This window comes from Leptolyngbya sp. AN10 (assembly GCF_050565645.1).
In the GTDB taxonomy this organism is placed as follows: Bacteria; Cyanobacteriota; Cyanobacteriia; order Leptolyngbyales; family Leptolyngbyaceae; genus Leptolyngbya.
The window spans coordinates 215,863-231,968 of record NZ_JBNXVP010000007.1; the positions used below are offsets into that span (position 1 = coordinate 215,863).

Here is a 16,106-nt window from a genome sequence, read left to right on the forward strand (position 1 = left end):
TTTGGTATCTGTCAAACCTCTGATTCTCTTCGTGTAACTATGACATCCTCATTGATCGACGAACTAAACAACGCCATCAAAAAATCCAATCCATTCAATAGTGGGCTGATTGTTCGCAATCAAGACGTTTGGAGCGGCGGCTTTCCTGATGTTCCCACACTGAATGCTCATGCCTCGAATACGGTTTTTACAGCTATTGAGCAAATCCAATCAGGAGAGCGTCAGGCAGTTGGCATCACGATGAAAGCTGAGAAAGGTCTAGGCAAGAGCCACATCATCAGCCGAATTCGTCATCGCTTGCAGGAAAACGGAGGTGCCTTGTTTGTCTACATGGCAGACTATACCAACCTCAATCGCATCAAACCAGAATTCCTAAAGACACTTGCCTTGAGCTTAAAACAGGTAGGGAGCCAGGAAGCCACACAATGGCAAGAATTAGCGACTGCGTTGGTGAATGAGGCACTACAAAAAGACTATGCACCAAAACAATTAGTCACTGCAATCCCCCAACAATTGACACAGCAGCCTCAATTGATCGATCGACTAACACAGAAAGTATTAGACACAAAACCAGAGATTGAAAATCCTGATCTCATTCAAGCAATTCTCTGGACTCTTTCTACGCAACATGCGCCCTATGCGATCAATTGGCTATCTGGTAAAAGTCTTCCTCAAAGCAGAGCAGATCAATTAGGTCTCTCTAACTCTACTGAAGAAGATCGTGATTCTGAATCATTTGATACAGTCTGCCAGATTCTTGATCTGATTAGTCAATACAACGCTCTAGTTGTTTGTTTCGACCAATTAGAAGGCACAGAAACCAACGATGCAGGATTCACGAAAGCACAAGTCATTGCTAACTTTGCAATGGATCTGTACAACCGGATTAAGCGTGGTGTGATTCTCACAGCAATGTATCCTGATATTTGGGGTCATCATATTAGAGCGTTACCTACTGCCGAAGCTGTTATCGATCGCATTGGAGAAAGCATTGTAGAACTGAAATATCTCAATTCAGACGACGTTGTTGCCTTAATCTCCTCTCGATTGCAAAGCTTTTATAGCACTCATCAACTAACTCCACCAACTCCAACTTATCCCTTTGAAGAAAGCAAGCTAAGAGAATTTGGCAAGCAAAGAGCAACGGCAAGAGATGTTTTGCAATGGTGTCAGAAAAATTGGACTACTGGTGCTGTCCCTCCAGTTCTTGTCGATTCGGTAGAACTTGCATTTAGATCAGAACTAGCAAGTTTGGACGATGAAGAATTCATGGATGATAAAGCTAGAATTGCTAAAGCTCTACTTCTAGGCTTCGACAATTTAATTGGGCAAACGATTGAAGGTGTGGAGATTAAACGAGTTCAATCAGTAATCGCTCCAAAAGCTGCTAACAAAGGGTTCATTGACTTCAAAGTGATTGGGAACGAAGGCTCTGAAGCGGTGAAAATCGGAGTTTGTGTTCTTCCTTACTCTAATGGTGTCGGTGTGCAAGCTGGACTTAACCGACTGATTGACTATGAAAAATACGATCTAACTCGTGGTTGTTTGGTTCGTGCTAAACAAATAGCGCCTAGAGCAAAACAGGCTCAGGAATTTCTACGAATTTTGCTTGATGAACGTGGAGGAGAGTGGGCATTACTAAAAGCTGAAGATATCAAGCCACTGATCGCGCTTGTTGCAGTTTCAGAGAATTGCGCTGACTATGATTTGACTGAGGAGCAGATTAATGATTTCATTCGCAAAAATCAGCTAACAACTGAGAATGCTTTGCTTAAGGAGATTCTTAGTAATCCATCTGGGCAGATTCCAGAAAACATCGTTGATGAAGAAACAATCGTTGACGTAAATCCTGTTGTTTCCTACTCGCCAAGTGTAGACGAAGAGATTGACCTTGGTGATGTAGCAGCATGATTCAGCATCAATCCAGCTTTCTTACGACTGCATTGTGCTTGCATTCTAGAGATATCGACGCTCTAGCTCAAGGAAAAGCGATCGCTGCTATTGCTAGAACATTCATTCGTCCAGCACAACAATTTGTTCTCTACCCGCACGAGGCTGAATCACTTCCTTTGCTAACTGAATCTCAACAACTTTCGCTCATCGCATCTAGTCAAAATCAGCAGCTAAGCGTCGAAACGATTCCCATATCTACTTGGGCAATATCTGAGTCGTGTCAAATTCTTGATCAATCTTGTCCTATCGAGAAACTGGCGAAAGCAACTCATTGGACAAGTGACGAATTGGCAAAGATGTTTCAACAAAAGCAACATCTCTTTCTCGTCTGTCTGCGTGTTTTTCGATTCCCAGGCGGGACTGAGATGCTCGCTAATCTTGCTGCCCCTACTAGCTTTGGTAAATTTATTGGCATTCCAAATAGTCAAACTGTTACCGAATTCTTGCCTGTTTTGAGCGATCGCGCTTTCGCCCAGCGCAAACAAAAACTCGAAAACCTAGAGCCTCCAGACCATCCAGAATTAGAAGACTTGCACGATACGATCGCTCAACTCATCCATCCAGCAGCAATCCATCTCGAACAAGATTTGAAATACTTCTTGGGTTGGGCGGAAAATGCGATCGTCGATCGAGCTGATTCTGATTTGAACTGGATTCAGACGATCGCAACCATTGGGAATTCTAGTGACGGTGACACATTCGAGAAGATTGTCCGCAAAGGCTTTATCAAACTGGGTTTTACGAACTCGCGCAACGATATCAAAGTCAGTCTTGATCCGAATGCCACAGGTGGAGCAGGGGGAATCGATTTCTACTGTGAAGCGCCTTACGCAATCGTAGGCGAATGCAAAGCAAGCAAAACAGAATCCGTTCCCGATAGCACACCAGCCCAGTTAATCAAGCTCGGTCACAAGCACTTATCTGACCAAGAGTACGACCAAGCAATTAAAGTGATCATGGCAGCGGGAAAGCTCAACCATCATGCAAAACAAACTGCGATCGGAAATAAAATGAATGTTCTTCGTCCTGAAACCTTAGAAAGACTTGTTGATCTCAAAGCAAAGCATCCAGGCGCAATTAATTTATGGGAACTAAAGCCCTGCTTAGAACAACCGCCCTTTGGCGAAGATGCTGATCAAAAAGTAAATCAATACCTCGATCGCATTCAAAAAGATATCGAAGTGCGATCGCGAATTGTTCAACTTCTTCAAAGCAAAGCACCGCAAATTTTAGGAGTTGAGACAATTTGGGGCGCGTACGAGTTTTCTAATCCTCCTCGTCCGCTGACCCAAGCAGAACTGAAAGATATTTTGATTGAACTGTCTTCTCCCTTGACCGGATTTATTGGGCGCAAAGACAGCGATCGCTTTTATTTTCTTCGTCCACTCGCACTTGAATCTTGATTGTTGTGCGATCAATATTACTCAAGCAAAACCGGAATCAATCGCTGCTCAATCTCTTGAAGATAAGCTGTCAGTTCTGTCTCTTGTCCTCTTGTTCGTAACAGTTCTAGACTGGTTTCTTCCCAGCATTGCTGCTCACGAGAATAGTTGCCGCCTGTAAGTTTTTCAAGGACAACCTTTGGATTTCTTACACGATCGACGATTTCCCACGAATTCGATCGTAGTTTGTGCGGTTCTTCACAAGGATCAAAATTCAATTGCGCTTTGATCTCTTCTAATGTTAGGATTTCTGTCTGAGAAGCGACAAAGCCATTCAAAACCCAGGCTTCGCGCATTCGATTGGCTGCACCAATGATGATTTCTAGTTTGGGTTGTCGATCGACATGTTCCGATCGCGCTTGCTCAATGCCTTCTCGCCGTTCAGATTGATGATCCAAATCGCGAATAAAAATTACGGCTTTAATCGATCGGTTCCTCTGAAGAACTCTGACCAAATTCAGAATTTTCATCGCCGCTGCACCATCCGCTTTCAACGCTCCAGTCTTGCTGTGTCCCAGAAACTTTGGCATCCGAAGCCCCGCGTCTTTTGCACGTGCAACAATAGCATTGATATCTTTTCAACACGAATGCTTAGATTCTGCCTCTAATCCGCTCCAACGAAATAGATTTTGCAAAAGCTCAGGCTCTAACCACTCTATTTTCTCAATAAGTACACGCTCTGCTAACTTCGTCGCAGTTCGGGCATCTGCACTACTCTCAACAATTACAACAAACTCAAGCATTAACCTCTCCAGCACTCACCCAGTCTTCTCCCTCAGCATCCCAAAACTCGCCAGTAGTTAAAGTCTGCTTTGCCCATTCCACATCGGGATGCTCATCTAACCGCTTGCATCGAGTAAAGCCTGAGTTTGTGTTACTTAAGACATGAACTTGAGACGGGTTTAGCTCATCCACAATGTAAGGAGAGTGAGTTGAAAAGATAATTTGTAAGTTCGGATTGGCTTGAATAATTTGCTTAAAAACAGTCATTAATTCTCGTTGCGCTTTTGGATGCAGTCCTTGTTCAACATCATCGAGTAAGACTAAATTGGGTTGTTCAGGACTCATTAGAACAGTCAGCAATCCCAGAGCTAACAATGTTCCTTCACTAACCGCATGGGCAGGAATGCGATCGCCCGTATTCATATCTAGAACAATCTCTTGCCCTACTACTTCTTGACTCTCTTCATAGGGGATAGATTTTCCAGCAACCTCAATTAATCGCTGACGATCAATCGTTACCTTAGCGCGTCTTACTCCTATCCTTTGAACTCCTGGAATAACTTGCGTCAATAATTCCTGTAAAGCTTGAAATTGGTCTGGTTCCTCGTTGCGAAGGTAATCTAATGTTGGTGCTAATCCTGAGCCATCAAATTCAACTCGTGGAGTAATAGCCTCGCTGTAAGACGCTTTCGCGAGATTAGCTGCAATTGGTTTGAGGCTGATTGTATGTTTTAGTGCCTCAACGATTGAACTTGAAGCATTTCTGAGAGAATGGCTCCATACGGGGCGTTCTGGAAGATGAAAATGTTCTGCCATTTCTCCAGCATTCCAGGATAGAAACGGCGACCACGAGTTATTATTGCTTCTTGCAAGGTAGTAACGAGCTTCCCACGAACTCTGATCATTCTGATACTTCCAGAAACCGCATCCAGTTACAGAAAAATCATTCTTACCGATTGTCGCGATGAATTCGGGCGATCTTTCATGGGCAAAAACTGTTTTAAAGTCAAAATTAGTAAGCTGGCTGAGATAGTAAATCGCTTGCAGAATAGAGGTTTTTCCAGAACTGTTCTGCCCGACTAATGCGTGCAAACGTGAGTCATGGAAATTGAGTTCTGTCGATCGATGACTCTTAAAGTTAACCAGTTTTACGTTTGTCAGCATTGGCGCGTCTGCACTCTTTTGTCAAATGGTATCACTTGACTCTCATGCGATCGCGCAAACAAAAAGGACGCGGATTACCGCGCCCTTACTAATCTCAAACTAAGCTAACCTTAGAAGCCTGCGAAGTTATAACCGACCCCAAGCATGATCCCGACTGCGGATTGCCCCGTCACAGAAGCATTCACCGAAGCAGTCGCCGTAAACTGGGACGAAATCGGCACATCAACGCCGCCTGTTAACAGCAAGCCCACTTCGCCGCCGTCACCTGTAGAAATGGCTGCACCAACGCCTAAGAAAGGAGCCGCCGTAAATCCAAGATCGCCCGTCGGACCTTCACCAAAACTGAAGTCGTAAGTGATAGGAACCAGAATCGCAACATCGTCATTGATCAGAACCGATGGGCGAACCGAGATGTTACGAGTTAAGCCAATTTTACTGAGAACCGTAAAGCTGCCTCGACCTAAAGAAATATCACCATTCCCAATTCCAATGTTGCCGCCGATACCAACGTAGCTCGAACCCGATCGAGTTGCCCGACCCGGTGCAAATTCTTGAGTCGTTCCAGGAGTCGTTGGCGCGGTGGTATCTGGAGTAACAGGAGTGGTGGTATCTGGCGTGGTTGGCGTAACGGGAACTGTGGTTCCTGGAGTGGTTGGTGTCGTGCTGGGCGTAACGGGAGTAGTAGTCTCTGGCGTGATCGTTCCTGGCGTAGTGCTGGGAGTGATCGGAGTGGTTCCTGGTGTTGTGCTGGGAGTAATTGGAGTACTTCCTGGCGTAGTGCTGGGTGTGGTTTGAATGGTGCTGGGAGTTGTGGTACTCGGAGTCACATCAGAGGGATTTGAGGGAGTTCCAGAAGGAGTACTTCCAGGAACCGCACGACCGGGAGCGACTTCGCTCGGTGTGTTGGTGCTTTGGGCAAGAGTAAAGCGAGAATCAGTGGAAAATTCGCGTCGAACTTGAGTTTGATTAATATCGATCGACGGTTGCCCTAATAAAGCAGCACCTTTCGTTGTCACAGTGGAAGCGGTCTGAATCGTGCTGGGTTCTTTTGCATTCGCCTTGAGTTCGCTTGCGACGAGCGCGATCGAGACTGAGATCAGCGGTAAAAAGAGTTTTAGCGCTGTTTTAGGTCGTGAATTCAAAGTCATAGTCGAATGATTAATTGAGTTATTTCAATGGTTGCTATTTGAGCGTAATAACCAGAGTTGCAAACTACGTCCTACTAAAGACGAACTCGGTTCGAGAACGCATACCTCAAAAGATAGAATTTTTTCGTGACGCTAGGATTTTAGGCGCGTGGCGAAATTCTGCGATCGAGTCGGAGACAGCGATCGGGCTTTCAAGATTGCTGCTGCAAGAAACGCATAAGAAACCATTCCGACAAGTGCCAATAAAATTTCACTAACGCTGCCCATCACATTCCAAAGGGCATGAAGTCCAGAAGCGGTGAAACAGCCAATAAGGAGAATTAACCAACTCTGACGCGGTTTTAGGACAGCTAACCCAATAAAGTAACCAAAATATCCGCTATAAGCCATGTGTCCTGAAATGGCTCCTAACAATCGCGGAATCAGAACTTGCAAACCTCGAAGCTGATCCCAACCTGTTCCTAACTGTAGCGAGGTGGTTTGGATCATGTCGGGCACGTATTGCCCCAATGTTTCGACTAGGGTAAATCCGACTGCGGAAGCTGCACCGAGAAGAATTCCATCCAGTGGCTCCCAAATGCCGACTCGATCGTTCCACGGTGCAGGCAAAAATCGCCCAATGAGGAACAGGATTGCTAGCGGGATCGCTTTGAGCAATTCCTCCATTAGTCCCGCTCCAAAGAACATCCGAATTAGTAACTCTAAGGGATTGATCAGTTGTCCGGGTGTGGGAACTTGTCCCGGTAGAATTTCTCGAAAGACTTGGATGAACAGGAGTAAAACAGGGCTGCGGAGTAAAAAGTAAGTTCCCATTGCCGCAAGAACCATCACCCACCAGGGTTTTCGCTTGCCGCAGAGTTGATATACAAAATAGAAGCCAACTAAGGCGATATAGCCTGCCAACAGTCGATTGAAGAGTAACGGCTGTCCTACTGCGACAAACAGCGCTACGACAAAGGTAATCGTAATAATTCCTGGAACGAGATAAGCTTTGCGAGTGAGTTCTCGTCCAGTAGAAACGATCGGGAAAAGCTGCGTTAACGTGACCGAATCCGATGGAACGGGAATCGGGGGAGCAGCGGCAACTTCTCGATCGACTTCTCCAAAGTATTCAAAAATAAATTCAGGTCCATCATTGCCCAAAGTGACTCGATCGCCCGACTGCAAAATTCGACATCCGCGCAATCGCTGACCATTCAAGTACGTGCCATTAGAACTATTGAGATCACAAATCCACCAACAGGGGCGATCGATCTCTTCGCTCGGATCACAGGGGCGGACTTCTGCATGACGACGCGACACAGACGCAAACAACAGTGGATCGATGACGATTTGACAGCGCGGATCTCGTCCGATCGCAGTAACATCATCGATCGATAAAGGATGTACCAGTGATTTTACTTCGGAGGGATTGCCGATCGAAACTTGTCGAAGGCAGGCTATGGCACTAATATCGCCCGTCATGTGAGGGGTTCCTGTGGGCGTTCGCGCTAGACATACGGTAAAAACAGGGAAACAAGGTCAATTTCTAGCGCAACATTCTATACGTATCTGGGATCTCTATCACATCTGTATTGAGACAATCGGGAAAACTCAGAAATCTTCATTATTGATTATTGGCTCTCGCATCTGCGACCGCTGCAAGAAAGCAAATCACCGTTAACGGAGCGCTGATTGCCAAAATAATTCCGGTCGTCAAAGCGCCATAGTCTGGACTGCCCGAAGTCAGTTCAAACACGCATCCGACAGCCGCGATCGCTGCGACACAAGATCCACCGAGAAATAAACCACTTTTAGGGGTCATGATCATAAGCTTTTCTCCTTAAAGACTGAGAAACCGCCAGGATTGCTGACGGTTAGCCTTTATTATCGAACGGCGCGGACATCATTTGTAGAGAAGCCGCGTTTTTTCAATTCTTGAGTGAGCGCGAGTTGATTGTCTACTCGATCGACAAACAAAACGCCGTTCAAGTGGTCAATCTCGTGCTGGATACAGCGAGACAACAGACCATCAGCCGTGATCGTTCTCATCCGTCCGGTTTCGTCTTTGAAAGAAACCTCGATCGTTTCAGGTCGATCGACATCCAGATAGACACCTGGAATACTCAGACAGCCTTCTTGACCGCTACAGGTTGCCGTACCAAATTTTTTAATCACCGGATTGATCAATACCATCGGTTGCGCTTCGGGTTTCTCCGGTTCGAGATCGATCACAATAATCTGTTTATGAATCCCAACTTGGGGCGCTGCAAGCCCGATCCCATCCTCGCTGTACATCGTTTGCAGCATTTGACGAACAATTTCGCGCACTTCGTCATCCACCTTCGCCACTCGTTTCGCAGGCTGACGCAAAACGCGATCGCCCATGTGGTGCATCTTTAACGGCGGATTGTCTAATTTTTTCTTCTCAACCAGAACGACAGAGGGCATGGGATGTGTCACCTAAGAATGAAATAGAAGGTCGGATTGATTCCGTGTTAGCTCCATTTTAGCGAATCCGGTGCGAATTCAGTGGATGCTCCGGATGCTGGTTTTGATTTCCGATGCTACAAGGGTTTGGCGCATTGAGGGAAAAGCAAATGGTTCGGTTCTTCACCAAGTTGGATTATTTGTTCCGCGAAACGTTATTAGGGTTACGACGTGGCGGCTGGATGAATTGGGCGGCGGTCAGTATGGTGACGGTGCTACTGTTTCTGTTTGGCATTAGTTTGCAGGCTTCCTGGCAGCTAGAAAGTTTGCTGACTCAGTTTGGTAGTCAATTGGAAGTGTCGGCTTATCTCGAAACGGGGGTTTCGGCGGATATTTTACGATCGGTAGTCGAACGATTACCCGAAGTTGCCTCAGTTCAAGATGTCTCCAAAGAGCAAGCCTGGAGCAGTCTAGTGAAAGAATTGGGACTATCAAATTTGACGGATGCAACTCAACAGCTTGAAGGGAATCCGCTGGTCGATGAATTGAAAGTGAAAGCTCGATCGTCGGAACAAGTGCCGATTCTGGCTGAGAAATTAAAGAAGATTCGCGGAGTCGAGGAAGTTCAATATGTGGGCGAAGCAGTTCAGCGAATTGCTCAGTTAAATAAGGGATTTAATTGGATTAGCACAGCGACGATCGGGATTTTAACGGCAACTGCGATCGCGGTGATTAATACAACGATTCGATTTATTGTGTTAGCGCGTCGAAAAGAAATTGAAATTATGCAATTGGTGGGCGCGACTCGAAGCTGGATTTATTTGCCGTTCTTAACTCAGGGAGTGGCATTTGGAATTGTTGGATCAGCGATCGCGTTTTCGTTGATTCAAGCGATTCAGAAGTTTATTCGCCATCAATTGAGCGGACAGGCAGAATTTGTGCAGTTTTTAGCAACTGGAACCGCAGGCTCAATGAATCTCATCGCGTTGCCGCTGATTCTATTGGCATTCGGTGGAATGGTCGGATTTGTGGGAAGCGTATTAGCAGTGCGGCGATTTGCTAGGGTTTGATCGCTTAAATTCTAATTGAGACGCGGATCGAACAATTCCTTTGAGTTTTTGCACAGAGATTTGCTGGATGGAATTCGCGTCTAAGTAGCTATGCCGCTCATTTTATAGAGATTCTCAGAATAAAATTTCTGTTTTTAGCGAACTGATACAGGGTTGATCAAAAATGTCTAAGCTCGACTTTATCCAATTACGACGCATAGCAAAGTAAATCTGACCAAAGTTCCAGCAACTCTGGTGGAACTTTCTGTGGTGTGGGGGCTTCAACTGACATCTGGAAAAGTCGAGTTGCCCACGGGGAGTGGCGCACCGCCGCGATCGCATCAATAAAAGTGGGCAGCGATTTCTTGTACCAGGCAGATTGAGGTAAAACAAACGGCTGTTGAGCTTGCAGTTGATGTGCCAGCAGAGTGACAAGGGAGAACAATCCAAACAGTGCAGGGGTCGTGCGAAGGATGGCTTTGTCTGACCATTGCCGCCCTGTTTCGACTCCGAGGTGCGCTCGAACTTGCTCAAAGGTGACTTCGAGTGAAGAGCGTCGGCGATACCAGAGCAAAATTTGTTCTGGGGTAGCACTCAAGTCGGTGGAGAGAAACGCTTGTGGCTCAGATTTGCCTGTGGGGTCTTGGACAAGCACGGTCGCGAATCGGCACCGCAGGCAACCTTGTGTGATACCACACCGCAGTCTCAGAGAGGACTTGGAGTTCACCGTGCGACCGCCGTACCACCCCGCTATCGCCAAGGATTGCCACTCTTGTTGAGTCGAGTCGAGCCGGGATTTGAGCGTCGGTAATCGTTTGCCGACCTTACGCGGACGACCCATTTGCTTGGGTTGACGCTGCGGTGCGGGGTCATAGAGTGCTGCATCTAAGCGAAGGCGAGTGACAACCGCCACTGAGGTCGGCAGTTGTCGCATCGCTTCGAGCCACTCTAGGGCGGCAAAACTGCTATCTGCCACTAAGACAATTGCGCGATGCGGCAGCCAGCGGGGGACAACACGGTCAGAAAGGGCAATGCCCAGACTCGGTTTGCCCACGGAATCGGCACCAAAAGCATCAGACTCAGCCAGCGCAAACCACTGGCTTTGACCATGTGACTCCGACTTGAACGTACTGGGTCGCGGTAGATGCCTCGTGCCGCAATGCGTTGTCCCCATCGCCGCTCAATGGTGTCATCTATCCCCAGCACCAACACGCCCGCTGGCGCAAACACCTCGATTCACTGTTCCAACGGCAATCGACTCACTCGGCGACTTGACCACACGGCTCGACTCAAGACGCGATGATACCGCTGAAACTGAGTTTCATGCTGCAACCCCATCGCCCGCAGAATGACACTGACCGCCCGGCTTCCCGGTTTCACAATTGCACCAAACAGTAACACCACTGCCGACTTCCACACAGGCTTGGAGAACAACGGTGCGAACGTTAAAATGATGGACAGAAATTCTTTTGGTAGTAAGTTCATCAGGAGCAATCAAACAACTCTTTCCTGATCTTGCTACCTTTCCTCTGATTCAAATTAGATAAAGTCGAGCTAAGGAATGTGAATTTAATCACTCCGAACGTTTGCTTGGCGAATAGAATTTGCAGCTACACAGACAAAACCCGCCGTTGCGGGTTAAGAAACTGGCTGTTAGTCCGCGTGGGGCGGACTTCGTTTGTATAGTTGCGAATTCTATTCGCCGGACTTATTTAATTCATAATCCTTAGAGCGATCGTCAATAAACGATTACCCAAGTTTGAAGCTGCTTGATTATTCGCTCGGAAGCAGGATATCTTACGAGTACAGGGTGTGGCTTGAAGGAGTGCTTGCCGGAATACGCCCAGTTTGGCAAGTAGCTAAATTTTTGAGTCAGGGAGAAAACCAAATGAATGCCAAAATTATTTTTAGCGCGATCGCTTCTTTCGGAATTATTGCTTTTAGCAGCTTACCTGCGTCTGCCAGAGATGCAGTATTGAGAGCGAATTTTGCTGATTCTACGATTAATATGCGAGCTATTCCAAGTGTCAACGCTCCACTACGAGGATTTGGAGTTCCAGGCGATCGCGTCCGAATCTTAAATCAAAGAATCGGCAGCAATCGAAATCAATGGTACTACATCGAGTCTGCTCGGACAGGTGCGAGCGGCTGGGTAGATGGAACTTACGTTAGACAGCTTGCGAGCAGACAACCTGCGATCGGCGGACGTGGGCTTCCACCAGGACCAATCATTGATCGAAATCAACGATATTTAGTCGATGATTATGAAGCGCGAGTTTTTCCCAGCGGACGACAAACTCGCATTAATGTTTATAACCGTCGCATGAGGCGCACAGAGATAAACAGAGAGCCTGTCACTGTAAACCGGACTTCAGATGGAGTGGCTTACACAGGGCGCAATGTTGAACTTTTCGTACACAATGACGGCAGACGATCGCTGACATTTTTCTAAATCTGCGGTCGCGATCGTATGTGTTGAGCGATCGCGCTCTATTTACCCAAAAGTTTCACAATCCCGACTCCACCAAAGTAAAGCCCCAATACCGCTCCACCCAAGAGGCTTTGAGTCAGCGGATCAGTCGAAGGTGTAATCACAGCACCAAGAATTGCAGCACCGAGAAGAACATACTTCCAACCCGCAAGCATCGTTTTCGATGACACAATCCCCAAAAATCCGAGTAATGCTTGAACCACTGGAATTTGAAACGCTAATCCAGTACTAAACATCAACAGTAAAATAAACTCGAAATATCGATCGATTGACCAAGCCTGCTCAACGACTTCTGCACCGTAAGAGATAAAGAAGTTCAACGCAGCCGGAATCAATAACGCATACGCGAACGCCAATCCACCGAGAAACAGAACGCTTGAGCCTAAAACAACAGGAGCGAGGAACCGTTTTTCTCGTCGGGTCAATCCTGGCAATACGAATGCGACAACTTCATACAGCAACACAGGTGCGGCGAGGATCAATCCGCTGTAACCTGCCACTTTCATCGATACAAAAAAATACTCTCCAGGAGCAAGCTGAAGGAACTTTACGCCGTTAGCTGGAACTTCGAGAAATTGGACGAGCGGCTTAACGTAGACAAAACAGCCCACGATACAAGCAACGATCGCAGCCAACGACACGAATATCCGCTGCCGCAGTTCTTCCAGGTGATCGAACAGCGACATCTCGACATCATCAAGAATATCGCCGTCGTCGCTGAGAGTTGGAGGGTCAGCGGGAGCCAATTCGCTGGGGGAATTTTCCGCGATCGCTGAGTTAGAAGAGGTTTCGAGTTCCGAAGGAGCAGTCATGGATTATCGCTTCTGTCCGATGGGTTGTAACCATTGTATCGAGGACGGGCGACGAGACAAGTTTCGGATCAAAACTCTATCTGGAGATTGCTAGGTGATCCATATTGAGAATGACGATGTAACATATACGGCGGTTTATGATTGCAATATTCATTCATCAATCATTTAAAATCACCATGTTAAATCTCATTGCTGTCGTTAGTTACTTTGTCGTATTGGGTGTTTCGATTTGGGCGGCTTCGGAATACGAATTGCAACTTGCAAAGGTTCGCAAAACCTGGCGCTTATCCTAAGAGACACGCTGCCGGAAAAATTAAATACTCTAAGAAAAATAGTTTCCAGATGAATTGATAAAAACGGGTGACTTCTTTTTTGTCTTGTAGATCGATCTTGTAGCTGCGAAGCCACATCGAACTGAGTGCCATTAAATGACTGAGCACTAAGAAGGGTGCGTTGACTCCCGGCAAAAAGAACGCGATCGCAACGATCGAGAGATAACACACGGTCAAAACCGCACGAGCCAGATTAAACACCGGACGTTGACCCATTTTTAGAGTTAGCGTCCGAATGTTGTATTGTCGATCGCCTTCAGTGTCCGGCATATCTTTGAAGATCGCGATCGCAAAGGTAAACACCAAAATAAAGATCGTCAACGCCCAGACCTTTGCAGGAACCGGGAATCCCTGATTAAAGTGCAGGAACAATCCAAGATTCACGATCGCGCCTCTGACCGTGAAGATACACAAAGAAGCCCAGAACGGAGATCGCTTCAATCGAACGGGCGGTAGAGAATAGAGTGTCCCAAGGACTAAACTCGATCCCACCATTCCAAACAGATAAACGCCTTGAGAGATTGAAACTGCGATCGCGATCACTCCCGTGAGAAATACGATCGCACGTCCTTGCCAAATCGAGAATTCACCAGAAGCAAGTGGCAGATGCGGCTTGTTGATTTTGTCGATCGCAATATCTTCGAGTTGGTTTAATCCAACAATGTAGATATTGCCGCAAATGCAGGCGATCCAAGGCGCGATCAAGCTTGTCGGTGGCAGGGAAAGTTGTCGATCGCTCCCCAACACGATCAAATACAGTCCAAGAACACTCAGCGTGGTTCCGATGATGGTATGGGGGCGAGAGAATTTCCAGAAAGCATAGGCATAACGTTGAATGGGATTAGAAGACGAAGTTCGATTCATGTGCGTTCTGGAATCCTGACTTTTTCACCGTACCGTGGTTCTAGGCTTTCTTGCCGCAGAGTAAGCCAAATTTAATCAATCCGCGTTTGTAGCCTTGCTGCATCGTTCCAAGCGATAAAGCAGCTTGAATCGTTGTCCAACCAGATGTGAGTAAGCCGAAAATTGCAGCGGGATCAAAAGCAGAATCGATCACGACATCCCAAAATGGGGCAACGGCTCTCGACCAATCAGCGGTTCGGATGTCTTGAAGACCGATCGATTGTGCGATCGCTTCATATTCCGGCAACGAAATCACGTAGGGCAGATAATAGACGCGGTAGATCTCAGCAAGACGTTTTCGATCGTCTACCGTCAATGGCACTTTATCCGTCGGACGATGACACCAGGTTGCCATCACAAACGTTCCGCCCGGTTTGAGAACGCGAATACATTCCTGCATAAATTTTGCTTTGTCGGGCATGTGTTCACCGCTTTCGAGCGACCAGATCAAATCAAAGGAATGGTCTGGAAATGGCATATTTAGCGCATCAGCGACTTGAAACTGAGCGTTGATATTGTTTGCTCGTGCTCGTTCCGTTGCTCGATTCGCTTGCACTGGACTGAGCGTGATCCCCGTCGCGGTTGCCCCAAATTTCTCTGCTAAATAGAGCGAACTTCCTCCGATCCCGCATCCCACATCTAGAATTTGCTCTGCTTCTGTGATGTTCGCCCAGTTCAGCAATTCCTCGATCAAATCGATTTGCGCCTGTCTGCGGTCTTTTTTCGTCTTCCCATCTGCACCGTAATAGCCGTGGTGCATGTGTTCACCCCAGACCTGCTCCCACAGTCCAGAAGACGCATCGTAAAACTGGCGAATTTGATCAGATAGCGATGAAGTCATGGATAAGTTCAATTTGAAATTGTATTCAATTTATCAAATCATTCTCGAAAAAAACGAGTCATAGAAAATTAAGAAAAGCTTTTGATAACTCCAGATTAACTAGGTAATAAAAACTACAGTTCTGCGAAACTGGTTCCAGCCTTTATCTTTATGTCTAGAGGTCAATATCTGCGGACGTAGATTTATCGAATGGTAAAGAAAACTTTACCCTCTAGGGTGCTGTGCAGTAGTTCTGGGGATCACTTTAATGGAAATAACTCTGAGAAAAGGCAGGAATAATTGAATTCAAATTTCTGCATAAACTGAAGAATTTCGACGTAGATATGGGTATGTTGAGCCTTAAATCTAGGTCGCCAGTTCACCCAAATTGTTTCATTTCATCTTTATCAAGGCTTTGCTAATCTCTCTTCTAAAACTCACGGAAATCTAAAATCTGCTGTGTATCTAGTAGTGAGAAAAGCAACAATTCCTCAGCCTTGAAACAGAGCAAAACTCTCTCTTATTTCTTTGGGAAGGTCGTCATGTCTGAGTCACAATTCACATTTGATTTTCCGATTTCTTCCGGTCAACCTCGCAACAAATTTGACCTCTTGAAGCCGATTCGCAACTGGTTAGATTCGATCGAAGTCAACGATCGTAAGTCCGCTCATCTCGTCTGCAAGCTGATCCCTGCACAATGCCCGTTCGAGCGTGAGATTAAGTTGTTCGGACGCACGATCGTTCACATTCCACCGATGTGCAAGCTGAATCCGCTCTACGATCAACTTATCGGTCTGCGGTTCCGCGCACTCTGCTACTTAGTCGATGAATGCGGCGAAATGGTGGTCTAGACAAATTCG

17 protein-coding genes are annotated in these 16,106 nt (G+C 46.6%); 5 read left to right on the forward strand and 12 right to left on the reverse strand.

The genetic code is table 11. From position 1 onward, the window contains the following. The first annotated feature begins 39 nt into the window (after positions 1-39). Together ACQ4M5_RS12650 and ACQ4M5_RS12655 are read left to right on the forward strand one after the other, a co-directional pair. Entirely contained in the window at positions 40-1,911 is a 1,872-nt protein-coding gene (locus tag ACQ4M5_RS12650; RefSeq protein ID WP_430675976.1) for a hypothetical protein, read from the forward strand. Then, positions 1,908-3,356: a DUF1802 family protein gene (locus tag ACQ4M5_RS12655; protein WP_430675977.1), complete on the forward strand. Its 1,449-nt coding sequence runs from the start codon at positions 1,908-1,910 to the stop codon at positions 3,354-3,356. Before ACQ4M5_RS12650 ends, ACQ4M5_RS12655 begins: the two co-directional genes overlap by 4 nt. Before the next feature lie 17 nt (positions 3,357-3,373). Here the strand turns inward: ACQ4M5_RS12655 and ACQ4M5_RS12660 are convergent, their stop codons facing one another. From ACQ4M5_RS12660 to def, 6 genes are all read right to left on the reverse strand, one after another. Then, positions 3,374-3,925 (reverse strand): hypothetical protein, encoded by a 552-nt coding sequence (locus tag ACQ4M5_RS12660; protein WP_430675978.1) that lies wholly within the window; start codon positions 3,923-3,925, stop codon positions 3,374-3,376. A 205-nt stretch (positions 3,926-4,130) separates the two neighbouring features. Then, the gene (locus ACQ4M5_RS12665) at positions 4,131-5,282 is read right to left on the reverse strand and encodes an AAA family ATPase (protein ID WP_430675979.1); all 1,152 of its coding nucleotides are present in this window, start codon (positions 5,280-5,282) and stop codon (positions 4,131-4,133) included. A gap of 110 nt (positions 5,283-5,392) precedes the next feature. Then, entirely contained in the window at positions 5,393-6,430 is a 1,038-nt protein-coding gene (locus ACQ4M5_RS12670; protein WP_430675980.1) for a hypothetical protein, read from the reverse strand. Between the two features lie 132 nt (positions 6,431-6,562). After that, entirely contained in the window at positions 6,563-7,894 is a 1,332-nt protein-coding gene (locus ACQ4M5_RS12675; protein WP_430675981.1) for a PrsW family glutamic-type intramembrane protease, read from the reverse strand. Positions 7,895-8,036: 142 nt separating this feature from the next. Next, positions 8,037-8,240 carry a hypothetical protein gene (locus ACQ4M5_RS12680; RefSeq protein WP_430675982.1) on the reverse strand — a complete coding sequence of 68 codons (204 nt, stop codon included), beginning with the start codon at positions 8,238-8,240 and terminating at the stop codon, positions 8,037-8,039. A 56-nt stretch (positions 8,241-8,296) separates the two neighbouring features. Next, complete coding sequence (gene def / locus ACQ4M5_RS12685) at positions 8,297-8,860, reverse strand: peptide deformylase (RefSeq protein WP_430675983.1); 564 nt, start codon at positions 8,858-8,860, stop codon at positions 8,297-8,299. A 149-nt stretch (positions 8,861-9,009) separates the two neighbouring features. Between def and ACQ4M5_RS12690 the strand changes: the two genes are divergently transcribed. After that, the gene (locus ACQ4M5_RS12690; RefSeq protein ID WP_430675984.1) at positions 9,010-9,909 is read left to right on the forward strand and encodes a cell division protein FtsX; all 900 of its coding nucleotides are present in this window, start codon (positions 9,010-9,012) and stop codon (positions 9,907-9,909) included. 187 nt (positions 9,910-10,096) lie between these two features. Here the strand turns inward: ACQ4M5_RS12690 and ACQ4M5_RS12695 are convergent, their stop codons facing one another. The 3 genes from ACQ4M5_RS12695 to ACQ4M5_RS12705 are packed head-to-tail and all read right to left on the reverse strand — an operon-like array spanning position 10,097 to position 11,373. Continuing rightward, complete coding sequence (locus ACQ4M5_RS12695; protein ID WP_430675985.1) at positions 10,097-10,864, reverse strand: hypothetical protein; 768 nt, start codon at positions 10,862-10,864, stop codon at positions 10,097-10,099. Then, positions 10,864-11,118: a hypothetical protein gene (locus ACQ4M5_RS12700; RefSeq protein WP_430675986.1), complete on the reverse strand. Its 255-nt coding sequence runs from the start codon at positions 11,116-11,118 to the stop codon at positions 10,864-10,866. Before ACQ4M5_RS12700 ends, ACQ4M5_RS12695 begins: the two co-directional genes overlap by 1 nt. A 6-nt stretch (positions 11,119-11,124) precedes the next feature. Next, positions 11,125-11,373 (reverse strand): hypothetical protein, encoded by a 249-nt coding sequence (locus ACQ4M5_RS12705; RefSeq protein ID WP_430675987.1) that lies wholly within the window; start codon positions 11,371-11,373, stop codon positions 11,125-11,127. 403 nt (positions 11,374-11,776) lie between these two features. Here ACQ4M5_RS12705 and ACQ4M5_RS12710 point away from each other — a divergent pair, with 403 nt between their 5' ends. Continuing rightward, positions 11,777-12,340, forward strand: coding sequence for an SH3 domain-containing protein (locus tag ACQ4M5_RS12710; RefSeq protein WP_430675988.1), 564 nt, complete (start codon positions 11,777-11,779; stop codon positions 12,338-12,340). Positions 12,341-12,378: 38 nt separating this feature from the next. Here ACQ4M5_RS12710 and tatC read toward each other — a convergent pair whose 3' ends face one another. The 3 genes from tatC to ACQ4M5_RS12725 form a co-directional block, all read right to left on the reverse strand. After that, positions 12,379-13,191 carry a twin-arginine translocase subunit TatC gene (gene tatC, locus ACQ4M5_RS12715; protein WP_430675989.1) on the reverse strand — a complete coding sequence of 271 codons (813 nt, stop codon included), beginning with the start codon at positions 13,189-13,191 and terminating at the stop codon, positions 12,379-12,381. Positions 13,192-13,475: 284 nt separating this feature from the next. Next, positions 13,476-14,387, reverse strand: a complete 912-nt coding sequence (locus tag ACQ4M5_RS12720) for a homogentisate phytyltransferase (protein ID WP_430675990.1) — start codon at positions 14,385-14,387, stop codon at positions 13,476-13,478. A gap of 40 nt (positions 14,388-14,427) precedes the next feature. Continuing rightward, positions 14,428-15,267, reverse strand: a complete 840-nt coding sequence (locus ACQ4M5_RS12725; protein WP_430675991.1) for a methyltransferase domain-containing protein — start codon at positions 15,265-15,267, stop codon at positions 14,428-14,430. A gap of 521 nt (positions 15,268-15,788) precedes the next feature. Between ACQ4M5_RS12725 and ACQ4M5_RS12730 the strand changes: the two genes are divergently transcribed. Continuing rightward, positions 15,789-16,097, forward strand: coding sequence for a Mo-dependent nitrogenase C-terminal domain-containing protein (locus ACQ4M5_RS12730; RefSeq protein WP_430675992.1), 309 nt, complete (start codon positions 15,789-15,791; stop codon positions 16,095-16,097). Positions 16,098-16,106 lie beyond the last annotated feature (9 nt).